The sequence below is a fragment of the Parasphingomonas halimpatiens genome (genome assembly GCF_036663795.1).
Lineage (GTDB): Bacteria > Pseudomonadota > Alphaproteobacteria > Sphingomonadales > Sphingomonadaceae > Sphingomonas.
The window spans coordinates 1-19,184 of the sequence record NZ_JAXOJP010000035.1 but is presented as its reverse complement, the minus strand read 5'-3'; the positions used below and the strand labels follow the sequence as shown (position 1 = coordinate 19,184).

At 65.0% G+C, this 19,184-nt stretch carries 18 protein-coding genes; 11 read left to right on the top strand and 7 right to left on the bottom strand.

The window, feature by feature from the left end; genetic code table 11:
• Positions 1–54: 54 nt before the first annotated feature.
• From U1839_RS22525 to U1839_RS22500, 6 genes are all read left to right on the top strand, one after another.
• Positions 55–1,914 carry a ParB/RepB/Spo0J family partition protein gene (locus U1839_RS22525; protein ID WP_332805822.1) on the top strand — a complete coding sequence of 620 codons (1,860 nt, stop codon included), beginning with the start codon at positions 55–57 and terminating at the stop codon, positions 1,912–1,914.
• Between the two features lie 140 nt (positions 1,915–2,054).
• Entirely contained in the window at positions 2,055–2,303 is a 249-nt protein-coding gene (locus tag U1839_RS22520) for a sigma factor-like helix-turn-helix DNA-binding protein (RefSeq protein ID WP_332805821.1), read from the top strand.
• On the top strand, positions 2,300–3,211 hold the full coding sequence (locus U1839_RS22515) for a HEPN domain-containing protein (RefSeq protein WP_332805820.1): 912 nt from the start codon (positions 2,300–2,302) through the stop codon (positions 3,209–3,211). Before U1839_RS22520 ends, U1839_RS22515 begins: the two co-directional genes overlap by 4 nt.
• A gap of 283 nt (positions 3,212–3,494) precedes the next feature.
• A complete protein-coding gene (locus U1839_RS22510) occupies positions 3,495–3,815 on the top strand; it encodes a DUF736 domain-containing protein (RefSeq protein WP_332805819.1) in 321 nt (106 codons plus the stop codon).
• A 187-nt stretch (positions 3,816–4,002) separates the two neighbouring features.
• Positions 4,003–4,344, top strand: a complete 342-nt coding sequence (locus tag U1839_RS22505) for a hypothetical protein (protein WP_332805818.1) — start codon at positions 4,003–4,005, stop codon at positions 4,342–4,344.
• A gap of 195 nt (positions 4,345–4,539) precedes the next feature.
• Positions 4,540–5,130, top strand: a complete 591-nt coding sequence (locus tag U1839_RS22500) for a hypothetical protein (RefSeq protein WP_332805817.1) — start codon at positions 4,540–4,542, stop codon at positions 5,128–5,130.
• Between the two features lie 573 nt (positions 5,131–5,703).
• Here U1839_RS22500 and U1839_RS22495 read toward each other — a convergent pair.
• Positions 5,704–6,621 (bottom strand): nucleotidyl transferase AbiEii/AbiGii toxin family protein, encoded by a 918-nt coding sequence (locus U1839_RS22495; RefSeq protein ID WP_332805816.1) that lies wholly within the window; start codon positions 6,619–6,621, stop codon positions 5,704–5,706.
• Entirely contained in the window at positions 6,618–7,217 is a 600-nt protein-coding gene (locus tag U1839_RS22490; RefSeq protein WP_332805815.1) for a type IV toxin-antitoxin system AbiEi family antitoxin domain-containing protein, read from the bottom strand. Before U1839_RS22490 ends, U1839_RS22495 begins: the two co-directional genes overlap by 4 nt.
• Positions 7,218–7,316: 99 nt before the next feature.
• Between U1839_RS22490 and U1839_RS22485 the strand changes: the two genes are divergently transcribed.
• From U1839_RS22485 to U1839_RS22470, 4 genes are all read left to right on the top strand, one after another.
• The gene (locus U1839_RS22485; protein ID WP_332805814.1) at positions 7,317–11,375 is read left to right on the top strand and encodes a helix-turn-helix domain-containing protein; all 4,059 of its coding nucleotides are present in this window, start codon (positions 7,317–7,319) and stop codon (positions 11,373–11,375) included.
• A gap of 285 nt (positions 11,376–11,660) precedes the next feature.
• Positions 11,661–12,788 carry an 8-amino-7-oxononanoate synthase gene (locus tag U1839_RS22480; RefSeq protein ID WP_332805813.1) on the top strand — a complete coding sequence of 376 codons (1,128 nt, stop codon included), beginning with the start codon at positions 11,661–11,663 and terminating at the stop codon, positions 12,786–12,788.
• Positions 12,785–13,414 (top strand): dethiobiotin synthase, encoded by a 630-nt coding sequence (gene bioD, locus U1839_RS22475; RefSeq protein WP_332805812.1) that lies wholly within the window; start codon positions 12,785–12,787, stop codon positions 13,412–13,414. Before U1839_RS22480 ends, bioD begins: the two co-directional genes overlap by 4 nt.
• Positions 13,411–14,679, top strand: coding sequence for an adenosylmethionine--8-amino-7-oxononanoate transaminase (locus U1839_RS22470; protein ID WP_332805811.1), 1,269 nt, complete (start codon positions 13,411–13,413; stop codon positions 14,677–14,679). The genes bioD and U1839_RS22470 overlap by 4 nt, the downstream gene beginning before the upstream one ends.
• Positions 14,680–14,683: 4 nt before the next feature.
• Here U1839_RS22470 and U1839_RS22465 read toward each other — a convergent pair whose 3' ends face one another.
• Positions 14,684–15,718, bottom strand: coding sequence for a patatin-like phospholipase family protein (locus U1839_RS22465; RefSeq protein WP_332805810.1), 1,035 nt, complete (start codon positions 15,716–15,718; stop codon positions 14,684–14,686).
• Positions 15,719–15,964: 246 nt separating this feature from the next.
• Between U1839_RS22465 and U1839_RS22460 the strand changes: the two genes are divergently transcribed.
• Entirely contained in the window at positions 15,965–16,429 is a 465-nt protein-coding gene (locus U1839_RS22460; RefSeq protein ID WP_332805809.1) for a GNAT family N-acetyltransferase, read from the top strand.
• Positions 16,430–16,536: 107 nt separating this feature from the next.
• Here the strand turns inward: U1839_RS22460 and U1839_RS22455 are convergent, their stop codons facing one another.
• The 4 genes from U1839_RS22455 to U1839_RS22440 all read right to left on the bottom strand — a co-directional run.
• On the bottom strand, positions 16,537–16,977 hold the full coding sequence (locus U1839_RS22455) for a hypothetical protein (RefSeq protein WP_332805808.1): 441 nt from the start codon (positions 16,975–16,977) through the stop codon (positions 16,537–16,539).
• A 269-nt stretch (positions 16,978–17,246) separates the two neighbouring features.
• A complete protein-coding gene (locus tag U1839_RS22450) occupies positions 17,247–17,501 on the bottom strand; it encodes a pentapeptide repeat-containing protein (RefSeq protein ID WP_332805841.1) in 255 nt (84 codons plus the stop codon).
• Between the two features lie 196 nt (positions 17,502–17,697).
• Positions 17,698–18,846: an AAA family ATPase gene (locus tag U1839_RS22445; RefSeq protein ID WP_332805807.1), complete on the bottom strand. Its 1,149-nt coding sequence runs from the start codon at positions 18,844–18,846 to the stop codon at positions 17,698–17,700.
• A gap of 10 nt (positions 18,847–18,856) precedes the next feature.
• Positions 18,857–19,184: hypothetical protein (locus U1839_RS22440; RefSeq protein WP_332805806.1), on the bottom strand; the 328-nt coding region annotated here is incomplete at its 5' end.

Sequence of the window (19,184 nt, the reverse complement as noted above, 5' to 3'; positions counted from 1 at the left end):
GTCCGCCCACGCTTCACATCATCGACGGACCGGCTCTCCTAGAGGGAGATACTCATGAAACTGCAATTCATCCCGCTCGACAAGCTGATTGTCAGCAAGAGCAACATCCGCTGGGGCCGCAAAGCCCCCGACGTGTCGGACATCCTGCCGACCGTGCGCCGGCGCGGCGTGATCCAGCCCGTGCTGGTACGCCCCAATTGTGCGCCGGACGGGTTCGAGATCGTCGCCGGGCGTCGCCGCTACGCCGCCGCCTGTATCGTCGCCGACGAGCGGCGCGCGGGCGGGGAGGAGGTCGAGCCGCTGCCCTGCGCCATCCTCGACGCCGGTGACGATGCCGCCGCGATCGAAGCGTCACTGATCGAGAACATGGCGCGGCTCGATGCCGATGAGGTGACCCAGTGGGAGAGCTTTACCCGGCTCGTGAAGGAAGGTCGCACGCCGGAGGATATCGGCCTCACCTTCGGGCTGCCCGACCTGACGGTGAAACGCGTCCTGGCGCTCGGCAATCTGCTGCCGCGCATCCGTGACCTCTATCGCCGCGACAAGGTGGACCGGGTCACCGTGCGGCATCTGACCCTCGCCTCCAAGACCCAGCAAAAGGCGTGGCTGGCGCTGGCCGACGATGCCAACGCGCACGCGCCGACCGGGCATCAGGTGAAGGCGTGGCTGTTCGGCGGGCAGTCGATCCCCGTCGGCCATGCGCTGTTCGACTGGCAGGCGAGTGGGCTTGCCACCATCGCCGACCTGTTCGGTGAGGAGCGCTATTTTGCCGACAGCGACGCCTTCTGGACCGCGCAGAATGAAGCGATCGAGGCACGGCGGCTGGCATTCATCGCCGATGGCTGGGCCAACGCCGTGATCGTGCCGCCTTCGGAGCACTTCCACGCCTGGGAATATGAAAAGGCGGGCAGGAAGAAGGGCGGGCGGGTCTATATCGACGTGCGCGCGAACGGCGAGGTGACGTTCCACGAGGGGCTCGTCAGCCGCAAGGAAGCGGCGCGCCTCGCCAAGGGTGACGATCCGGCGAGCGACCGGAAGCCGGCACGGGCCGAGGTCACCGCGACGCTCCAGACCTATATCGATCTCCACCGTCATGCCGCCGTCCGCGCGGCGTTGTGCGCGCAGCCGGGGACCGCGTTGCGGCTGATGGTCGCCCATGCCGTTGCAGGTTCGCATCTGTGGCGGGTGTCGGTCGAGCCGCAGGCGGCGCCGAACGATGCGGTGCGCGAGAGCGTCGAGAACAGCATCGGCGAGGCGCGGTTCGACGAGCGCCGCCGCGCGGTGCTGGCGGTTCTCGGGTTCGACGAGGACGCGCCGACCGTGACCGGCGGCGCGAGCGGCGAGGGCGGTGTGGTGCGCCTGTTCCACCGGCTGCTCGACCTGCCCGATACGGTGGTGCTGGAGGTGATCGCGGTCGTCATGGGCGAGACGCTCGCCAGCGGCAGCGCGGCGGTCGACGCGGTCGGGCTGCATGTCGGGATCGACATGGCGGACTGGTGGACGGCGGACGACGCGGTGTTCGATCTCATCCGCGACCGGGAGGTGCTGGTCGACGTGGTCGGCGAGGTCGCCGGCCGCACCATTGCCGAGGCCAATAAGGCTGAGAAGACCAAGGTGCTGAAAGGCATCGTGCGCGGTCATCTCGACGGCAGGGGCGGGCGCGACAAGGTGGAGCGCTGGGTGCCGCGCTGGATGGCGTTCCCGCCTTCCGCCTATACGGCGCGCGGCGGGGTCGGTTCGGTCGCGGCCCATGCACGGGCGCTGGCGGCGGCTCAGCCGGACCCCGGAGCGAGCAACGATAATGAGCCGCTGTCCGACGATGCTGCGCCTACGGCGCCGGCGCCGATCCTTCCCGCGCCGGACCGTGATGGCGAGGGCGAAGGCGATAGCGACCCGAGACCTTTGGCGTCCTGAACGGGGCGGGCGCCGCTCCCACGGCGCCCGCTCACTCCTCTGCGGCCCGCTCGAAATCCGGCCGCGCGCCGCCGCCGTCCCGGTGGCGCCGCGCGGGAAAAAGGAACGGTGACATGGAAAATTCCCGACCCTCTCGACGCATGCTGAAACGGTTGCGCCGCGCGCTCGACACGATGCCGGCCGGCCCGCGCGCGGTGTTCGACCTGCACCGGTTCGAGGACCGCGATTATGCCCAGATCGCCGATCAACTCGGCATCGGCATGGACGAGGTCGAACGTGCTATCGCCGATGCCATGCTGCATCTTCACCGCGAAGCCGGGTCGCCGGATGCGGTCGAGCGATTATGGGCTTGGCTTCGCGCGCTGTTCGGGCGATTCTGCCGCCGATGAAGCGTAACCTGGACCATCTGCCCGAAGGCAAACGGCGCGAGCTGGAACTCGTCGTCGAGGTGATCCGTGACGGGTTCGCCGCCGCGATCAGGCATCGCACGCAACCCAGGTTCCGTCAGGGCAAGCTGCTGAAGATCATCCTGTTCGGCAGCTTTGCGCGCGGCGACTGGGTCGAGGATCCGGTCGGGCGCTACTTCTCCGATTACGATCTGCTGGTCGTGGTCGATCATGAAGACCTGACCGATGTCCCGGAATTCTGGCTCAAGACCGAGGATCGGTTGCTCGAGCTGCTCGCCGAGGGGACGCGGCTGCGAACCCCGGTCAGCCTCGTCTACCACAACCTCGACGACGTGAACGAGAAGCTGCGGTTGGGGCGCTATTTCTTTATCGATATCCTGCGCGACGGGGTCGTCCTGTTCGAAGAACCGGACCATCCTTTTGTCGAACCGCAACCGTTATCGGCCGAGGAGGCCCTCCGCGAGACGCAGGAATATTTCGAAGAGACGCTGGAGAGCGCCGGGGGTTTAATCAGGAATGCAGGGTACGCGTTGCGCGATGGCGACAACAAGCTGGCGGCATTCCTGTTTCACCAAGCGACCGAGCGGCTGTACCAGTGCCTTTTTCTCGTCCGCACTTTGTATGCGCCAAAGACCCACAATCTCAATCGGTTACGCTCGCTGGCCGAGGACATGGAACCGAGGCTGAAGCAGGTCTGGCCATCGACCAACAAGGCCGAGCGACAGGCCTATGCCCGGTTGCGCGAGGCTTACATCAAGGCGCGCTACTCGCGCGAATATCGCATCACCGCCGAACAGCTGACCTGGCTGGGTGAGCGGGTAGGGTTGCTCAAGGCGGTCGTCGAAACCGCCTGCGTCGAGCGTCTCAATGTCCTTTCGGAAGCAGCCTGACCCCGGGCGACGACGACCGGCAGCCAACGCCACTCCTTCACGAAACAGACCGTCTCCGGCCTCGATCGCCTGTGACCTATGGCCGGCAGGTCCCCCCGAAACCATCGCGGGCGCACTATTTTCCCCTGACCTGGCGGTCATTCCGCGCGGAGCAAAATAGCACGCCGCTTCCGGTCCTCCGCTGATCGCTTCGGCCTGACGGTTCTGCGTCCCTTGTTCCGTCCACCTGGTCGGCGCGTCGGCGCGGGAACGGTCCTGCGTCGCAAGACAGGAGTGAAACATCATGGCTGCCATCGGATATGTGACCAAGGGTTCGGACGGCTCGTTCAAGGGCCAGTTGAAGACGCTCAGCATCAATGCCGGGATCGAGATCGTCGCCAACACGGCCAAGACCACCGACACCCAGCCGGATTACCGTGTTCTGTCGGACGGCGTCGAAATCGGCGCGGGCTGGCTGCGCCGCGCTGAGACCTCTGGCCGCGACTATGTGTCGCTGAGCCTTGCGGCGCCCGAGTTCGGGCCGCGCCGGCTCTACGCCAATCTCGGCCGTGCCGCCGGCGAAGCCGAGGACCGGTTCGCGGTCATCTGGAACCCCGCCGACTGAGCGGGTGAAGCTGGCCCGGCACCGCCGCGCGGTGCCGGGACACGCGGATTCCGAACGGTCGGTGCTCCAACAGGAACTTCGGCATCGAGCCTTGGCGTGAAGGAGTGAGGCCCTTCAATGTCTCGTTAACCATCTATTAGGGCGCCGCTGCGACCTTGCGGATCGTGAAGCCCGAGGGAGAGCGACGATGCCCGCGACGATGACGACCGAGATTTGCACCGGCGATGTTGCAAAGCGGCCGATGTTCATCGCCGCAAAGCTCTTCACCACCGCCGGCAAGATGATGGTCACCGTCCTGGACATATCGTCCGAAGCCATTGTTGCGACCACGGACACGCCGCCGCCGCTGGACAGCATCGTTGTCGTGGCGCGGGCTGGCGTGCGGGTACCGGCGGTCCTCGACTGGATCGACGGTCACCGGTTGGGTCTGCGGCTCGATGAGCCTCTGGAGACCTGTAGGGTCGATCAGTTCGTCGGTGCGGCGCGTCCGGCGATATCCTTCGCCGCGCCGCTTCGGGATGCCGCTTAGTCACCGGATTCTGCGCGAGTTCTCGTTGGGCCGCTCGCCAGCGCCATGATGAAAATGATTCGAGGTCGCTGATCGACGGGCCGATCAGCTTGACGCCCGGCTGTCCTACCGGGCCACAGGGAGGCCTGAAGTCTCCTAATTGCGAGCGTGTCGAACCTGACTGAGGTTGGTGGGCTCGTCTCGGATCGTCCAAGCATGGCGGCTGGCGGCACGGCTGTGCAAGGCCGGCGGCCCCTCCAATTTTGCTGCAAGCCGGAAGGCTGCTGCGCAGCCGAGTCTGTTCGTTTTCCCGCGCAACAAAATCGGTTCCTCCACCGCCGCTTGCGCGGTGCCGGCGCTGAAGCGCCGTCAGCCCTGACAGCCGCGCCGCCAGCCGCCGTCGATTGGCTGTCTTCGATGATGAGGACGTCAAGCGTGGAGGTTCACATGGGCATGTTTCAGTCGGTCGGCGCAGCATCGGATCGCGTGATGGCGGCGTTGGTCGCAGGGCTCGAACTCGAGTTCGGAACGCGCGCAGCGGAAGGCATGGCGCAGCGATTTCTGGCGGCGGAAGAGTGCGATTTTCACTGGGATGCGCGTGTGTCGGAGCGGTGGCTCGGCACATATGAGTGCGTCGATGGGCAGGAACTGGAGCTCGATCGGGTCGCAATTCTCGGGCGGATCGATGGTCACTGGTTCGTCGCGGAGATGATCGTCGATGGCGATGGCCGGGCACACGGCATGATCGCGAAGCGTGCATTTTCGACGGGAAATGCAGCGCGGAAGGCGTTCGCGGCGCGGCGTTGAACGGCGCGATAGTCATAGCCGGAATGCGATGTCGGACAGGCATCGTATCCCGGCTTCTTTTTTGTCCTCGGCTCTTCGGTGCAGAGGTTGGCGGGCAAAGACGAAGGGTTGCTGGATGGTGGGCAGACCGGCCGCTTTTAGTGTGACCGGGCGGTGGGCGGACGGGCTGTTTTGAGGCGATCCCGGGTGGAAAACGGCCTGTCCGCTTTGGGGCTATGGCTTGAGGTAACCGGACATTCGTTGTCGCGCCTCAGGGCGTCGGCTTCGCGCCCCTAACGGGTCATTCCGACGTGACTTTGACAATCGTGATAGCTGCCTTGGGCTCAGGGTCTACATCTTGCCTTTTGATGTATCGTGGTCGCGGTGGAAGAGCCGAGGCGCATACGGGGCGTCACACCCAGCGCGCGTCGCCGATCGCCATTTGTCACTGGCGCTTCCCAGCTCCCTCATGGGTGGATAACAGCGCCACAGCCTAACGCATGGGTTGGCATTGCGGGTTCGAAGGTGTCGTGCTTATCGACGCCGCAAGCACATTGCAGACGGCGCCGCGTAGCGGCCAGCCCCCCCGACCCGCTAGACCCACGCGCGTCGATCCCGATCCCATGTGCCGCGTGCTTCATCGGGCCGGGCAAGCATCGTGATGACGGGGTCAAAAAAGCCGCGAAGCTCGGCTTGCAACTCTTCGAAGGCGGGTGGCTTGATAACCGGCGCGGTACGCCGCAGGAAGCCCGTCCAATAGCCGCGGTCGGCGACGCGGGCAGCAAATTCCGCTGCGAGGCCTATTGGTGTCCTTTCCGGCAGCGGTGTTGCGCGCCGGTGCAGCGTCCCGGTGACGGCTTCGACCACGGGTGACATCTCGAAGGAGAATGTCCGGGTTGCGATCCACAGATCGTAGAAATCTTTCACCCTGCTGTTTATCATGCCGATGCTGATCATGGCCTCGAATTTCTCGGCGATTACCGTCTCCGGCGGATACATGAGAACTCTGGCGGCTGGCATGTCGTCAAATAGCGTGGGAAATATCTGGAGCTTCGGCGCCGGGTGGACGTGGTCACCAAAGCCGATGTCGACGCGCACGATGGCGGTCGCCTTCGCCAGCAGCGCTTTGAGCGAGAGCTGAACGCCGCGATAGGTCTCGGCCTCGCGGACCGGATCGATCGATATGGTGGCCGGGTCGAAGACAATCCCGTCCGGCGCCACCTCCGCGGCGCAGATTGCGCGAAACAGCTCGGCAATCGCCTCCGAGCTGGGGTCACCGCCGCCGAGCAGATCGAGATCGCCGGTCGGCCGAATGGCCTGTTCAGACCAGGTGGCGAACAACATCGCGCCCTTCAGCATATAGCGTTCCGCGGCTTCGGTCCGGGATAGCCGGTAGAGGAGCCGCTCGATCGCATAGCGAACGAGGAGGCGCTGGAAGTCGTCGCCGTGCGCGCGCGCGTGATCGAGGAGTCGTCGACGAACGGCGGGCGCGATGTCCTCGCCGACGCTCATTGCATCGCCTCGATGAGCGGCGCCATGCGCGTCGCCACCCGATCGATCCTCGCATAGTGCAGAAGCGCGTCCGGGGTTGACAGGCGCTGCCGCAGGGCATCGCGGAGCGCCTCGACGGCGACGTCTTCCCCGACATGCCGGCGATGCTTGAAGCAATCCGCGATCGTCTTGGCGATCCCGTAGATTGGCACATCGACCCCTTCGATCGAGACGCGCTCAATACCGGCCGTCAGCACATCACCGGTGGCGCGCACGATTTCCAGCCTGACCTGCCGGAGCCGCGGCATTCGCGCCTTGTGCGCGATGGTCATCCACACCGCCCCGGGCAGTTGCGTCGTCAGGCCGTGATGACGAAGCGCGCTGATCAGGCTGATCACGCCGCCCGGCACGAGGCGCGATGCTTCAGCAAGGTCATGGCTTGCATGCTCGCCCATCCGATCCGGTTCCTGATACAGCCCGCGCGCCAGCCGCACGAGGTCGCCGGCGTCGGTCATGCGGCGAAGATAAGTGCGTGGGACAGCGACCGTCGCGAAATCGCGCGCGCGCGCCATGCCCTGGCGTCGGACGAGTTCGAGGGCGCGATCGCGGTGGGTCATATAAAATAGCTGCCTTTTGTTACCTTATGTCGGCGTAATTTATCATTTGCCGACAAAAAGTAACAGTTTGTAATTTGTAACTGACATCATATAATTCATATGACCATGGTTGAGCAAGCTGCCCCCAACGACCTCACGCCGCGCCATGTGCGCGCAGCCCGAGCCCTGCTTGCCTGGTCGCAGCAGGATTTGGCCAAGGCTGCCAACGTCGCCACCTCGACGATCGCCGATTTCGAACGCGGGCAGCGAACGCCGGTCGCGAACAACGCGCAGGCGATCCGCAAGGCACTGGAGGAAAATGACATCCGCTTCCTCCCGACGGGCGCCGTAATAGGGCCGGATATCCCTGTGATAGGCCCGCAGGCCAAAACCGGTATGCCGATCCGATGGGTGACGGGCGAGGATCTGTCGAACTGGGCCAACATGAACGACGCCGTTCACAGCCTGCCCACACTCATCTCTCATCTCATACAGTCGACCACCGGGGCAAGCATCCGAGTCGAATTCCGGGCCGATGAAGGTGTGCGATATGGCGGCTGGGACGGTCTCAGCCGGAGCAGCGCGGCGACCGCCTATGTGCCGCAGGGCGACGCCGGCTGGGAACTCGGGACGCAGCGCACCGCTATCGCGGGCAAGGCGAACGAGGACTATCGGAAGCGCAGCGACGACCCCTCTCCCCTCGACCCCGCCAACACGACCTTTATGTTCGTCACTCCGCGCCACTGGAAGGACAAGGCGAAATGGGAGAAGGCTCGCAGGCAGGAAGGACGCTGGCGCGATGTGCGCGTCTACGATGCCGACGATCTCGTTCACTGGATCGAGCTGACACCAGCGGTCGGACTTTGGCTCGCCACACGGCTGCGCAAATTTCAGGAAGGCATGCAGACCCTCGAGCAGGCCTGGGAAGAATGGTCGCGCGCGACGGCGCGGCCGCTGTCAGCGGACCTCGTGCTGAGCGACCGCGATCGCGAGGAGGCCGAGGTTCTGCAATGGCTGCGCGGCGAGCCGTCGGTCCTGTCGCTGCAGGCGACGACCGCGGAAGAGGTCGTCGCCTTCTTCCATGCAACGCTCGGTGAGCTGCCGGACGATGTCGCTGCGCGATATCGCACACGCTGCATCGTCACGCTGACGCACCAGGCGGCACGCGCCCTGGCGGAGGCCTCGGGCCCATTGATCATCGTCATGACCGATCCGCACCCCGGGCTCGCCAAAACGCTCGCCGCGAAAGGTCATTTTGTCCTCCAGGCTTATGACGAGCGGGTCCTTGCGCAGGGTGAAATGCGCGCCTTGGCGCGCCCTTCGCGTGCGGGCATAGCGCGGGCGCTCGAGCAAAGCGGCACGCCGCGCGCGCGCGCCGAGACCCTGGCACGCGACAGCGCGCGCAATCTCGCGGTGCTGCGTCGCCTGATGCCCAGTGCACCGGACACCCTGCCCTCATGGGCAACCGAAAAGCCGCCGCAAGCACTGATCGCTGCCCTCCTCGCTGGAGGCTGGGAGGAGGAGAACGAAGCCGACAAGGCCCAGCTCGAACAGCTTGCCGAGCAGCCATATGACGAGCTCATCGCTGTCCTGATGCCCTATGTCGGGGCGTTCGACAGCCCGCTTCAGAAAGCCGGCTCCGCCTGGCGGGTTGCTTCGCCGGCCGACGCTTGGGTTTTGCTTGCCCGGTACTTTGCGCCGGCCGATATCCGCCGATTCGAAGCCGTGGCGCGCACCGTACTTTCGACGAGCGACCCCCGATTCGACCTACCGCCTGACAGACGCTGGCTCGCGGCAATAGAAGGTGTGCGCCGCGAATATTCGGGCCTGTTGCGCCACGGTGTCGGACAGGTCCTCATTCAACTGGCGCTTTGGGGCGGCAACGCGGCTGCGGTGCCAGATGCCGGCCGGCGCGCAGAAGCGATCGTCGCCGAGCTGCTCGGGAAGGCCGACCAGCAACGCTGGTGGTCGCTGTCGCGGGACTTCCGGCTGCTTGCCGAGGCCGCTCCGAATGCGTTTCTGTCCGCCATTGAGGAAAGTCTTGATGCCAATGATCCGGCGATCGCCATCCTGTTCGGCACCGACGAGGGCGGGCTGCACGGAGCCGAGTATCTTTCCGACCTGATGTGGGCGCTTGAGGCGCTCGCCTGGTCACCCCAGCTGCTGCCGCGCGTATCGCACGTTCTTGCGCGCCTAGACGCGCTTGACACCAAGCCACGACGCTGGGCCAATGGGCCGGCGCACAGCCTTCGCGAAATCAACCTGCTGTGGATCCCGCAGACCTATGCGACGCTCGATCAGCGGCTGCGCGCGCTTGACGCGATGCGCCGCCAAGAGCCCGACACGGCATGGAAGATCATGCTGGGCATCCTGCCCAGCGGACACGACAGCGCCATGCCCACTTCGCACCCGCGCTGGCGCGATTTCACCGTCGACCAGGAAGAGGACATCACCTTCGGGCTGATCGCTCGCGGCGCGACCGAGCTCACGCGGCGGCTCGTCGCGGATGTCGGAATCAGCAGCACGAGGTGGATCTCGCTGCTCGACCGCCTCAATGATCTGGCGCCCGATGGAAACGCGGCGATCGATGCCCTCGAGCACCTTCCCGCAATGCTCGCAGACAATGCTGAGCGCATGACGCTGTGGGACAAGTTGCGGCGGCTACTGCATCACCATCGCCAGTTCGCCACCTCGGACTGGGCGCTGCCGGCCGAGGTTCTCGATCGTATCGAGGCGGTCTACGAACAACTCGCGCCGGCCGATCCGGTCGAGCGCATCGCATGGCTCTTCGGTGCCGGCGTAGCACTGGCGCGGCCAACCGGGGGCTGGGAGTCGGAGGATCGCGACATCGACAGTGCGCGGCGCGCAGCCGCGGGGACCCTGTATGATGCCAGCGGTATCCCCGCCATCCTGCAGCTCGGGCGTGCGGCGACCTATCCTGGCTTCGTCGGCAAGGCGCTGTACGAGAACGGCCTCGACGCGGCGCAGCTAGATGCCCTGATCGAAGCCTCGCTGCGAAGTGGCGATGCGAGCGAGCGCGGTGTGGCGCTCGGCCTCATCGTGAACGCGCTCCACGAGCATGGTGAAGACTGGGTCGCCCCACTGATCGAACGGATGCAGCGGGAGAACTGGGGCGAGGACGCAGTGATGACTGTCTTCAGGGCGCTCCCGAGCCGTACATCGACTTGGAACCGTGCCGCGGCGCTCGGCCAGAGGATCGAGGATATGTATTGGGCGCAGATCCCGACCTTCTGGCTCGGCGAGGAGGATGACGCCGCATTCGCGATCCAGAAGCTGATCGCCGCCGGCCGCGCCAAAGAGGCACTAGGTCTGGCTGACCATGCCAAGAAGAAGGTACCGACCATTCTGCTGATAAAGGTGTTGCGCCAGGCGGCCAACCAATGGCCGGGCGACGGTGCCGAAAACAACGATGTGGTGATGTTCCAACACCATGTCGCCGAGATTTTCTCGGCACTCGACGAGCGGGACGACGTCGACGAGAAAGAGTTCGCGCGGCTCGAATGGGAGTATCTCGCCCTGCTCGAGCATTCGCAGCGGCCCGCAAAGGTGCTTATCAAGGCACTGTCGGAGCAGCCGGCGCTGTTCGTCGATATGCTCAAGGCGGTGTTTAAGCCCAGCGAAGACAGTGGGGTCGTCGAACCGGAACCCGATAACCAGGATCAGGTTCGGGCGATGGCCCATCAGGCATATCGACTGCTCGGCCTTTGGGACCGACTGCCCGGCACGCGGGATGATGGCGGCATCGATGGCGAACTCCTCAATGGATGGATCGAAGAAGCGCGCAAGCTCGCCATAGCCGCCGGCCGGGCGGATATGGCAGATAGCCGTATCGGCACAATGCTATCGGCGTCCCCGCTCGGCGGAGACGGCAACTGGCCGGCCGAGCCAGTGCGCGATGCGCTGGATCACTACCACAGCGCTGCGATGCTCGATGGGTTCAGTATCGGGAAGAGCAATCGGCGCGGCGTGACGATGCGGATGCCCGGCGATGGCGGGAGGCTGGAACGTCTTGAGGCAGCACAATATCGGCGGTGGGCCGAGGCAATAATTTACGACCATCCCTACACCGCCAAAGCGCTAACACAACTGGCTGAAAGCTATGACGACAGGGCGCGACGAGAGGACGAAGAAGCTGAACAGCGCGACTGGCAATATTGATGCGTGAGGGGACTAGGTGCTGCCGTCACTTGTTTTACCGCATCTCCTGCAAACAGCCCGATTGTTCGGGGCGTTGGGCCAGATGGGCCTGGCACTCGCAAAAGCAGCTCCAAGGATTGGGGGCCTTTTTGGGGGCACTTTCTCAAAGCGGTAAACTTAACTGGCTGATTTATCATGACAAGATCAAAGAAGTTGGATGCCCACCGCCCGCACCATCTCAAGGCATGGTTGGAAGTTTGAAGCGTGCGTGACGAAGGTGCTGGCCGCTCAGCTCGCTCGCCGCGCATGCCGTATCTTTGGGCGGTGCATGACGACGACCTGCAACGGCTCGATGCGGCGGCGCGCCTGCGTCGCCTGCAGCCACGCGCGGGCCGCGATTTCTCCTCCAACGACTATCTCGGCCTCGCAACCTCGCCGCGCCTGCGCGACGCCGTCGCGGCGGCGCTGGCGCGCGGTGTCGCGGTCGGCTCGGGCGGTTCGCGGCTGCTGCGCGGCAACGACCCCGAGCATGAGGCGCTGGAGGCCGAAGCGGCGGCGTTCTTCGGCAGCGAGACCGCCTTGTTCTTCTCCAGCGGTTATGCCGCCAACACCGCGCTGCTCGCGACGCTGCCGCAACGCGGCGATCTCGTCGTGCATGATGCGCTGGTCCATGCCAGCGCGCATGAGGGGCTGCGGCACGGCCGCGCCGGCTCTGTCGCGACACCGCACAACGATGTCGATGCGATCGACGATGCGATCGGCGCGTGGCGGCGCGGCGGCGCGACCGGGCGCGCATGGATCGCGGTCGAGAGCCTCTACAGCATGGACGGCGACCGCGCGCCGCTCGCCGAGCTGGCGGTGGTCGCCGCGCGCCACGAGGCGATGTTGCTGATCGACGAGGCGCACGCCACCGGCGTGTTCGGCGATCGCGGACGCGGCCTCGCCGCCGATCTCGAAGGTCACGACAATGTCATCACGCTGCGCACCTGCGGCAAGGCGCTGGGCTGCGAGGGCGCGCTGCTGTGCGGCCCGCGCGTGGCGCGCGATTTCCTCGTCAATCGCGCGCGCGGCTTCATCTTCTCGACCGCGCCGTCGCCGCTCATTGCCAGCGCGGTGCGCGAGAGCCTGCGCATCCTCGCCGATGAACCCGCACGGCGCGCGCGGCTGGCCGACCTGTTCGCCTTTGCCGAGCGCGCGCTCGCGCCGTGCGGCGTCGCTGCGACCGGCACGCAGATTCTGCCACTCGTCGTTGGCGAGGATGCACCGACCATGGCGCTCGCCGCCGCGCTCCAGGCCGCCGGCTTCGACATTCGCGGCATTCGCCCGCCGACCGTGCCGCCCGGCACCGCGCGGCTGCGCATCGCGCTCACCCTCAACGTCGACGAGGCCGCCATCACCGCTCTTGCCGACACGCTCATGGCGCTGCCGCGATGACCGGCCCGACCCTCGTCGTCACCGGCACCAACACCGATGTCGGCAAAACCGTCTTCGCCGCCGCGCTCGCCGGCGCGCTGGGCGCTTCCTACTGGAAGCCGGTCCAGGCCGGGCTCGACCCCGGCAGCGATGCCCAGCGCGTCGCCACGCTGTCGGGCCTGCCCGCGGCGCGCATCCTGCCCGAGGCTTATCGTCTGACCACCCCCTGCTCGCCGCACCGCGCCGCCGCGCTCGATGGCGTGACGATCGATCCCGCCCGCCTCGCGCTGCCCGACGTCGGAGGGCCGCTGGTGGTCGAGGGGGCGGGCGGCGTGCTGGTCCCGGTCACCGACGATCTGCTCTTCGCCGATCTGTTCGCCCGCTGGGCTGCACCCGTCATCCTCGTCGCCCGCACCGCGCTCGGCACGATCAACCACAGCCTCTTGTCGATCGAGGCGCTGCGCCACCGCGCCGTGCCGATCCACGGCATCGCCTTTATCGGCGACGCACAGCCCGACAGCGAGGCGATCATCGTCCGGCTCGGCCGCGTCAGGTCGCTCGGCCGCCTGCCGCACCTTGCGCAGCTCGACGCCGACACGCTCGCCGCCGCCTTCGCCACGCATTTCGACCTGGCCGATTTCCGATGAGCGGCTCGCCGATCTGGCATCCCTTCACCCAGCATGGCCTTGGCGAGCCGATCCCGCTCGTCACCCATGCCGCGGGCGCCGCGCTCCACACCGCCGACGGCCGGCGCATCATCGATGGCATCTCGTCCTGGTGGGTGACGACGCACGGCCATTGCCACCCGCGCATCATGGCGGCGATCGCCGAGCAGAGCGCGAAGCTCGACCAGATCATCTTCGCCGGCTGGACGCACGAGCCCGCCGAAACGCTGGCGCGCGGGCTCACTGCGCTCCTGCCCCCGGCGCTGTCGCGCGTGTTCTTCTCGGACTCGGGCTCGACCGCGGTCGAGGTCGCGCTCAAGATGGCGCTCGGCTTCTGGGCCAATCGTGGGGAGCCGCGCCACCGTATCCTGGTGCTGGAACACAGCTATCATGGCGACACGATCGGCGCGATGTCGGTCGGCGCGCGCGGCGTGTTCAACCGGCCCTATGCCCCGTTGCTGTTCGATGTCGGCACCTTGCCCTTTCCCGCGCCGGGCGCGGAACAGGCCACGCTCGATGCGCTCGAGGTCGCGTGCCGCGCTGCCCCCGCCGCGCTGATCGTCGAGCCGCTGATCCTCGGCGCCGGCGGCATGCTGATCTACCCGCCGCACATCCTCGCCGCGATGCGCGAGATCTGCGCGCGCCACGACGTCCTGTTCATCGCCGATGAGGTGATGACCGGTTGGGGCCGCACCGGCACCTTGCTGGCGTGCGAACAGGCCGGCACGGTCCCTGACATATTGTGCCTGTCCAAGGGCCTCACCGGCGGTGCGGTGCCGCTCGCCGTGACCATGGCGAGCGAGCCGATCTACGCCGCGCATCTCTCCGACGATCGCGCCCGCATGTTCTTCCACTCGTCGAGCTACACCGCCAACCCGATCGCCTGCGCCGCCGCCAACGCCAATCTCGCCATCTGGCGCGAAGAACCCGTTCTGGCCCGCGTCGCCGATCTCGCGACGCGCCAGCGTGATCGGCTGGCGGCACTCGCTACGCTGCCCAGCGTGGCCAACGCCCGCGCGCTTGGCACGATCGTCGCGCTCGACCTCGAAGATACGGCCGGCAGCGGCTACCTCTCGACGCTAGGCCCGCGCTTGCTCGCGCATTTCCGCGACCGCGACCTGCTGCTCCGCCCGCTCGGCAACACCGTTTATGTCATGCCGCCCTATTGCATCGACGACAGCGATCTCGACCGCCTTTACGACGGCATCGCCGAGGCGGTCGAGATGGTTGTGAGGGCAGGGGTGTAGCCCCTCACTCCCCCGGTGTCGGCGGGCGCTTTTTCCAGAAGCCGCCTTTCGCGCCCATTTCCCGCCCATCCGCGAACAGCCGGCGCATGAAGGCGGTGTCGAAGGATTTGTGGTCGTCGCCGGGATAATCGCGCGCGATATAACTCAGGTTGAAATCGACCCCATGCGCCACGGCGTAGAGATAACTCACATCGATCGACCCCGACAGCGAACTGCGCAGGTTGAGGCTGAAGGATTGCGACGCGATCGGAATCGTCTTGGGGCTGACGAGGTGGAACGCCCCGTTCAGCTTGTTGTTGACGATCACATAGAGGTGCAGTCGCGGCACCAGCGGCGTCGCGCGCCGGGCGACGATCGCGGCATTGGGCAGCGTCAGGATCTGCGCCGTGGTGCCGCCATCGACATGCATCTCGCTGATCGTGCGCCCGCCTGCCTGTGCCGTGATCATCACCGGCGGGAACAGCGCGGGGATCGACGATGAGGCCAGCAGGATCTGGCGGAACAGCGCATAGCGCCCTGGTGCCCGGCTCGCCGCGATCGCGCCCATGTTCCAGATCACCATGCGCTGCGCATCGAGATTGGCGGTGCCGACGAACAGCCGCCGCCCGCGCGCCTGCTCGCGCGCAACCCGGTCGATCAGCGCATCGGTCATTGTCGCCGCGATCATCCGCGCCAGCGGCGCGGTGCTCGCCGCGCTCGCCGCGGTCGGGATCGCCAGCGGAAAGCGCAGCTTGTAGATGTTGCGCGCCGATATCGTCGTGTAGAGCCGCTCCAGCGTCTTATCCTGGTCGGCGCCGAGAAAGGCGAACGGCGCGATCAGCGCGCCGGTGCTCACCCCGGTGACGATCGCGAAGTCGGGTCGCGTGCCCGATTGGGTCCAGCCGTTGAGCAGCCCCGCGCCATAGGCGCCATTGTCCGATCCGCCCGACAGCGCCAGCATGCTCGTCTCGCCATCGGCGCGCGCGAACGCCGGCGCCATCCGCTCCCCCGCATCGGGCGAATCCGCCCAGAAGCGCGCATCGGGAATCCCCGGAATCACCGCCTCGGCCTGCTCGCGCTGGGGGGAAGGGCGCGCGTTCGATCGTGGTGCACCCCGACAGGGCGACGGCGAGCGCGATGGCGGTGAGGGTAGTTTTCATTACGCCCGCGTTAGCGTGGTCGGGCACGCGCGACCAGCGCACACAAGCGGGATCTGGAAAGCGTACCGATCGGTATTCGCGAATCGGAGGGCAAGCACGCGGACCGCTCGATTGAAACGACCGGGCAGGCGGGCTACCCCACCACCATGCTGGACATCCATCGCATGTCGCCGGGCGAAGTCGACGCCTTTGCGTCGATCTGGGTTCCCTGGCTGGAGAGCATGGGCCGAACTCCGGAAGCCGAAGATTTCGCGATCATGCGCGACCCCGCCAGCTATTATTGCGGCACGGGCGGCGAAGTGTTCTTCGCCACGCTCGACGCCGCGCCGGTCGGGGCGGTGGCGGTCAAGGGCCCGGGCGACAGCGGCTTCGAATTCTGCAAGCTGGTGGTGACCGAAGCCGCCCGGGGCCACGGCGCGGGCCGTGCGTTTGTCGAAAAATGCCTCGCTTATGCGGCATCGAAAGGCGGCCCGGCGCTGTATCTCCAGTCTTTCAAGGCGCTCGACGCCGCGCTCGGCCTCTATCGCCGCATGGGTTTCCGCGACGCCGCGCCGCCACCCGAAATGACGGTGCTCGCCCGCACCGAGGTGATCATGGCGATGAACACGTAACCCATTCTTTGGGCGCAGGCGGAAATACCAAATCATGCATTCATTGCGGCGCGTTTAGCCACGCATTCGATTTCTTGCTTGGCACGCGGTTCAAAATCTGCAATTATTTATAATAAATATTGAACAGGAAATGATACATTTGAAAGTTTTAGGTCAAAAATGTTCCCATAGGAAATATCTAAACATTCAGTAACCATTCCACCCGGATGAAATGTCAGATAATCCCACATATTTTCTTCGCTATATTTTCTAAAATCTGCGATTACTGTATCGCTTCCCGTTTGATCGGCAAAAAATCCCGCAGCGCGCACTAATGTATTATCGTCGACATTAAAATTCGACTGAAAACCCGCGCTGGTGAGCATGCCTTTCTCGGTATGATCTATATCAATACCGATTCTAGCGGACGAAGGCATCGAATCAATCCAGAATTTATCTTCGGTAACGATGCTATATTTATCAATTTGAAAAAAATCAAAAGTAATATGAAATATTAAAGCATCGTCTATAAATTTTCTAAAAAATAACTCGAATAAGTCATATTCCATATCAAACCTATTTTTTTTGGAGTGTACAAAATATTTCAATGATATTGCGGGATGTAACGGTTAGTAAGTTACCAAAATTTCGTGCAGCCGACGTTGTATTTCGCGCGCACAATACGACCTATTCAGCTGGGCCGGAGCTTACTCCGATCAGGGATACATCATTCCTATCGTGTCGCGTAACCACCGTACGCCGTTGGTGGGAGGCCGGTCGAAAGGCAGCGCCCGACAATGGCAGTATCCTATCGTGGGCCGGGCAACCGTGTCGCCGGTCAATCGAGGTGGCAACCGTCCTTTGCCAGCTGCTCCTTGATCCACGTTGCGACGTCGTAGCCGAAAATCTTCAATCCCGTGATCTTGGCATTTTCGATCGTCAGCCCGGCGAGGTTCACGTCCGCCAAGGTCGCCCCGGCAAGGTTCACGTTGGTCAGCGTCGCGCCCCCAAGGTTCACGTCATCAAAGATCGCTTTTTCGAGCGAGCAGTTCTTGAAGGTGGCGCCGTTCATGCGCTGGTTCGAGAAATTCATCTTCCGCCTCCCCATGCTCACCGCGCCTTTTGCGCCGCGCCGCGTTCGCAAGAAAAATGTTATCGTGGGATATTGTCGGGACCCGATATTATGCCATGCGGCAATCGCGGTAAAGCGGCGTAGCCCGCGATCGAGCTCCGGATAATATCGCTATTGTGCCCGCGCGTTACTGACGATGATCCATCCCCGGCACCGCTCATCGCGAAGGCCATTTCCAGCCCGGACATGCGCTTTGCGATGCGATCGTCTCGCCCAGCTGCTTCTCCAGTTCGATCGAGGTGCTTTCGGCATATTGCTCCAGGGCAGCCACCAATCTGGAGGCATGCGACACGACGATGATCTGGCATCGCTCCGACGCCTTGGTGAGCAGTCGCGCGAGCGGATCGAGCAGGTCGGGATGCAGGCTCGCTTCGGGCTCGTTGAGGATCATCAGCTCGGGCGGGCGCGGCGAGAGCAGGGCGGCGGTCAACAACAAATAGCGCAGCGTTCCGTCCGAAAGCTCGGCGGCGAGCAAGGGGCGCAGCAGGCCGCGCTGCTGCATCTCCAGCTCGAACCGATCACCGACCGACAAGGTCGCGCCGTCAAAGGCATCGGCGATGGCATCTTCCAGCGTATCGGCATCGCCGATCTCGATGATGGTCTGGATCGCCGCCCCGATGTCCGATCCGTCGCCGGCCAGCACGGGCGTGAAGGTCCCCACCTGGGGTCGCCGCGCCGGCGCGTCGCGGTCGGTGCGCAGATCGTCGTAGAAGCGCCACGCGCGCATGCGTTCGCGCAGCAGCAGCAGTTCCAGCCCGTCGGTCACATCGGCGCAATGCGTCATCATGCTGTCGAAGGCGGGCAGATCGCTGAAACTCTCGCGCCATTCGCCCGTCGCGCTGCTGCGCACGCGGACGCGCTGGCCATGCCGATCCGCCACCACGTTCGCCCGTCCGAGGACGGCGCCGGTCCACACCACCTCGACCTTGATTTCGGGGTCGTGGCCGAACCGCGTGCGCGACGGGATCGGCAGGCCGAGATCGATGGCATAGCCGAAATCCTCGGACGCGAAGCCCAGCCTGAGGCTGACCGGCCCGCTTCTCACCGTCCCCTCGACGCGCTGCGCACCGCTGCGCATCTCGCGGCTGAACTTCTCCGGACCCGCCCATAGGGTGGAGGCCAGGCCTCCTTCGGCGGCCAGCGAGGCAATGGCCCGGCCCTGCGCCACATCGGACAGCAACCGGAGCGCGCGATAAAGGCTCGACTTTCCGCTGCCATTCGGCCCCGTAATGACATTGAGCCGCCCCAGCGCGAGCGTCACGTCGCGCAGCGAGCGGTATCCCGAGACGACGAGGCTGGTGATCACGGCGCCGGTGCTAAACCGTCAAGCGACTGCTCGCCACCTTTTCCCCCGCCAGCGGATCGCATCGTTGCCGACTGCCTTTGCCCGAACCATCGATAGATGAAACCAGCGTGATAGCCGACCGGCCGATTTTGCGCGGGAAAGCTTCCCGGCGGCAACCACCCCGAACCGATGCTGCCTGATAGCGGTCGTCGGCTATGCGGGCAAAAATTAACGACGTGCGGATAAGAGCCCGAGCGGAAAGTGGTTGAGCGATATCAGTAGGTTGTGATTCACCGTCGTTGTCGAGACGATAGGAGAAGCAGATGGCCTGGACTGATACCGCCCGCCGGCAACATAGG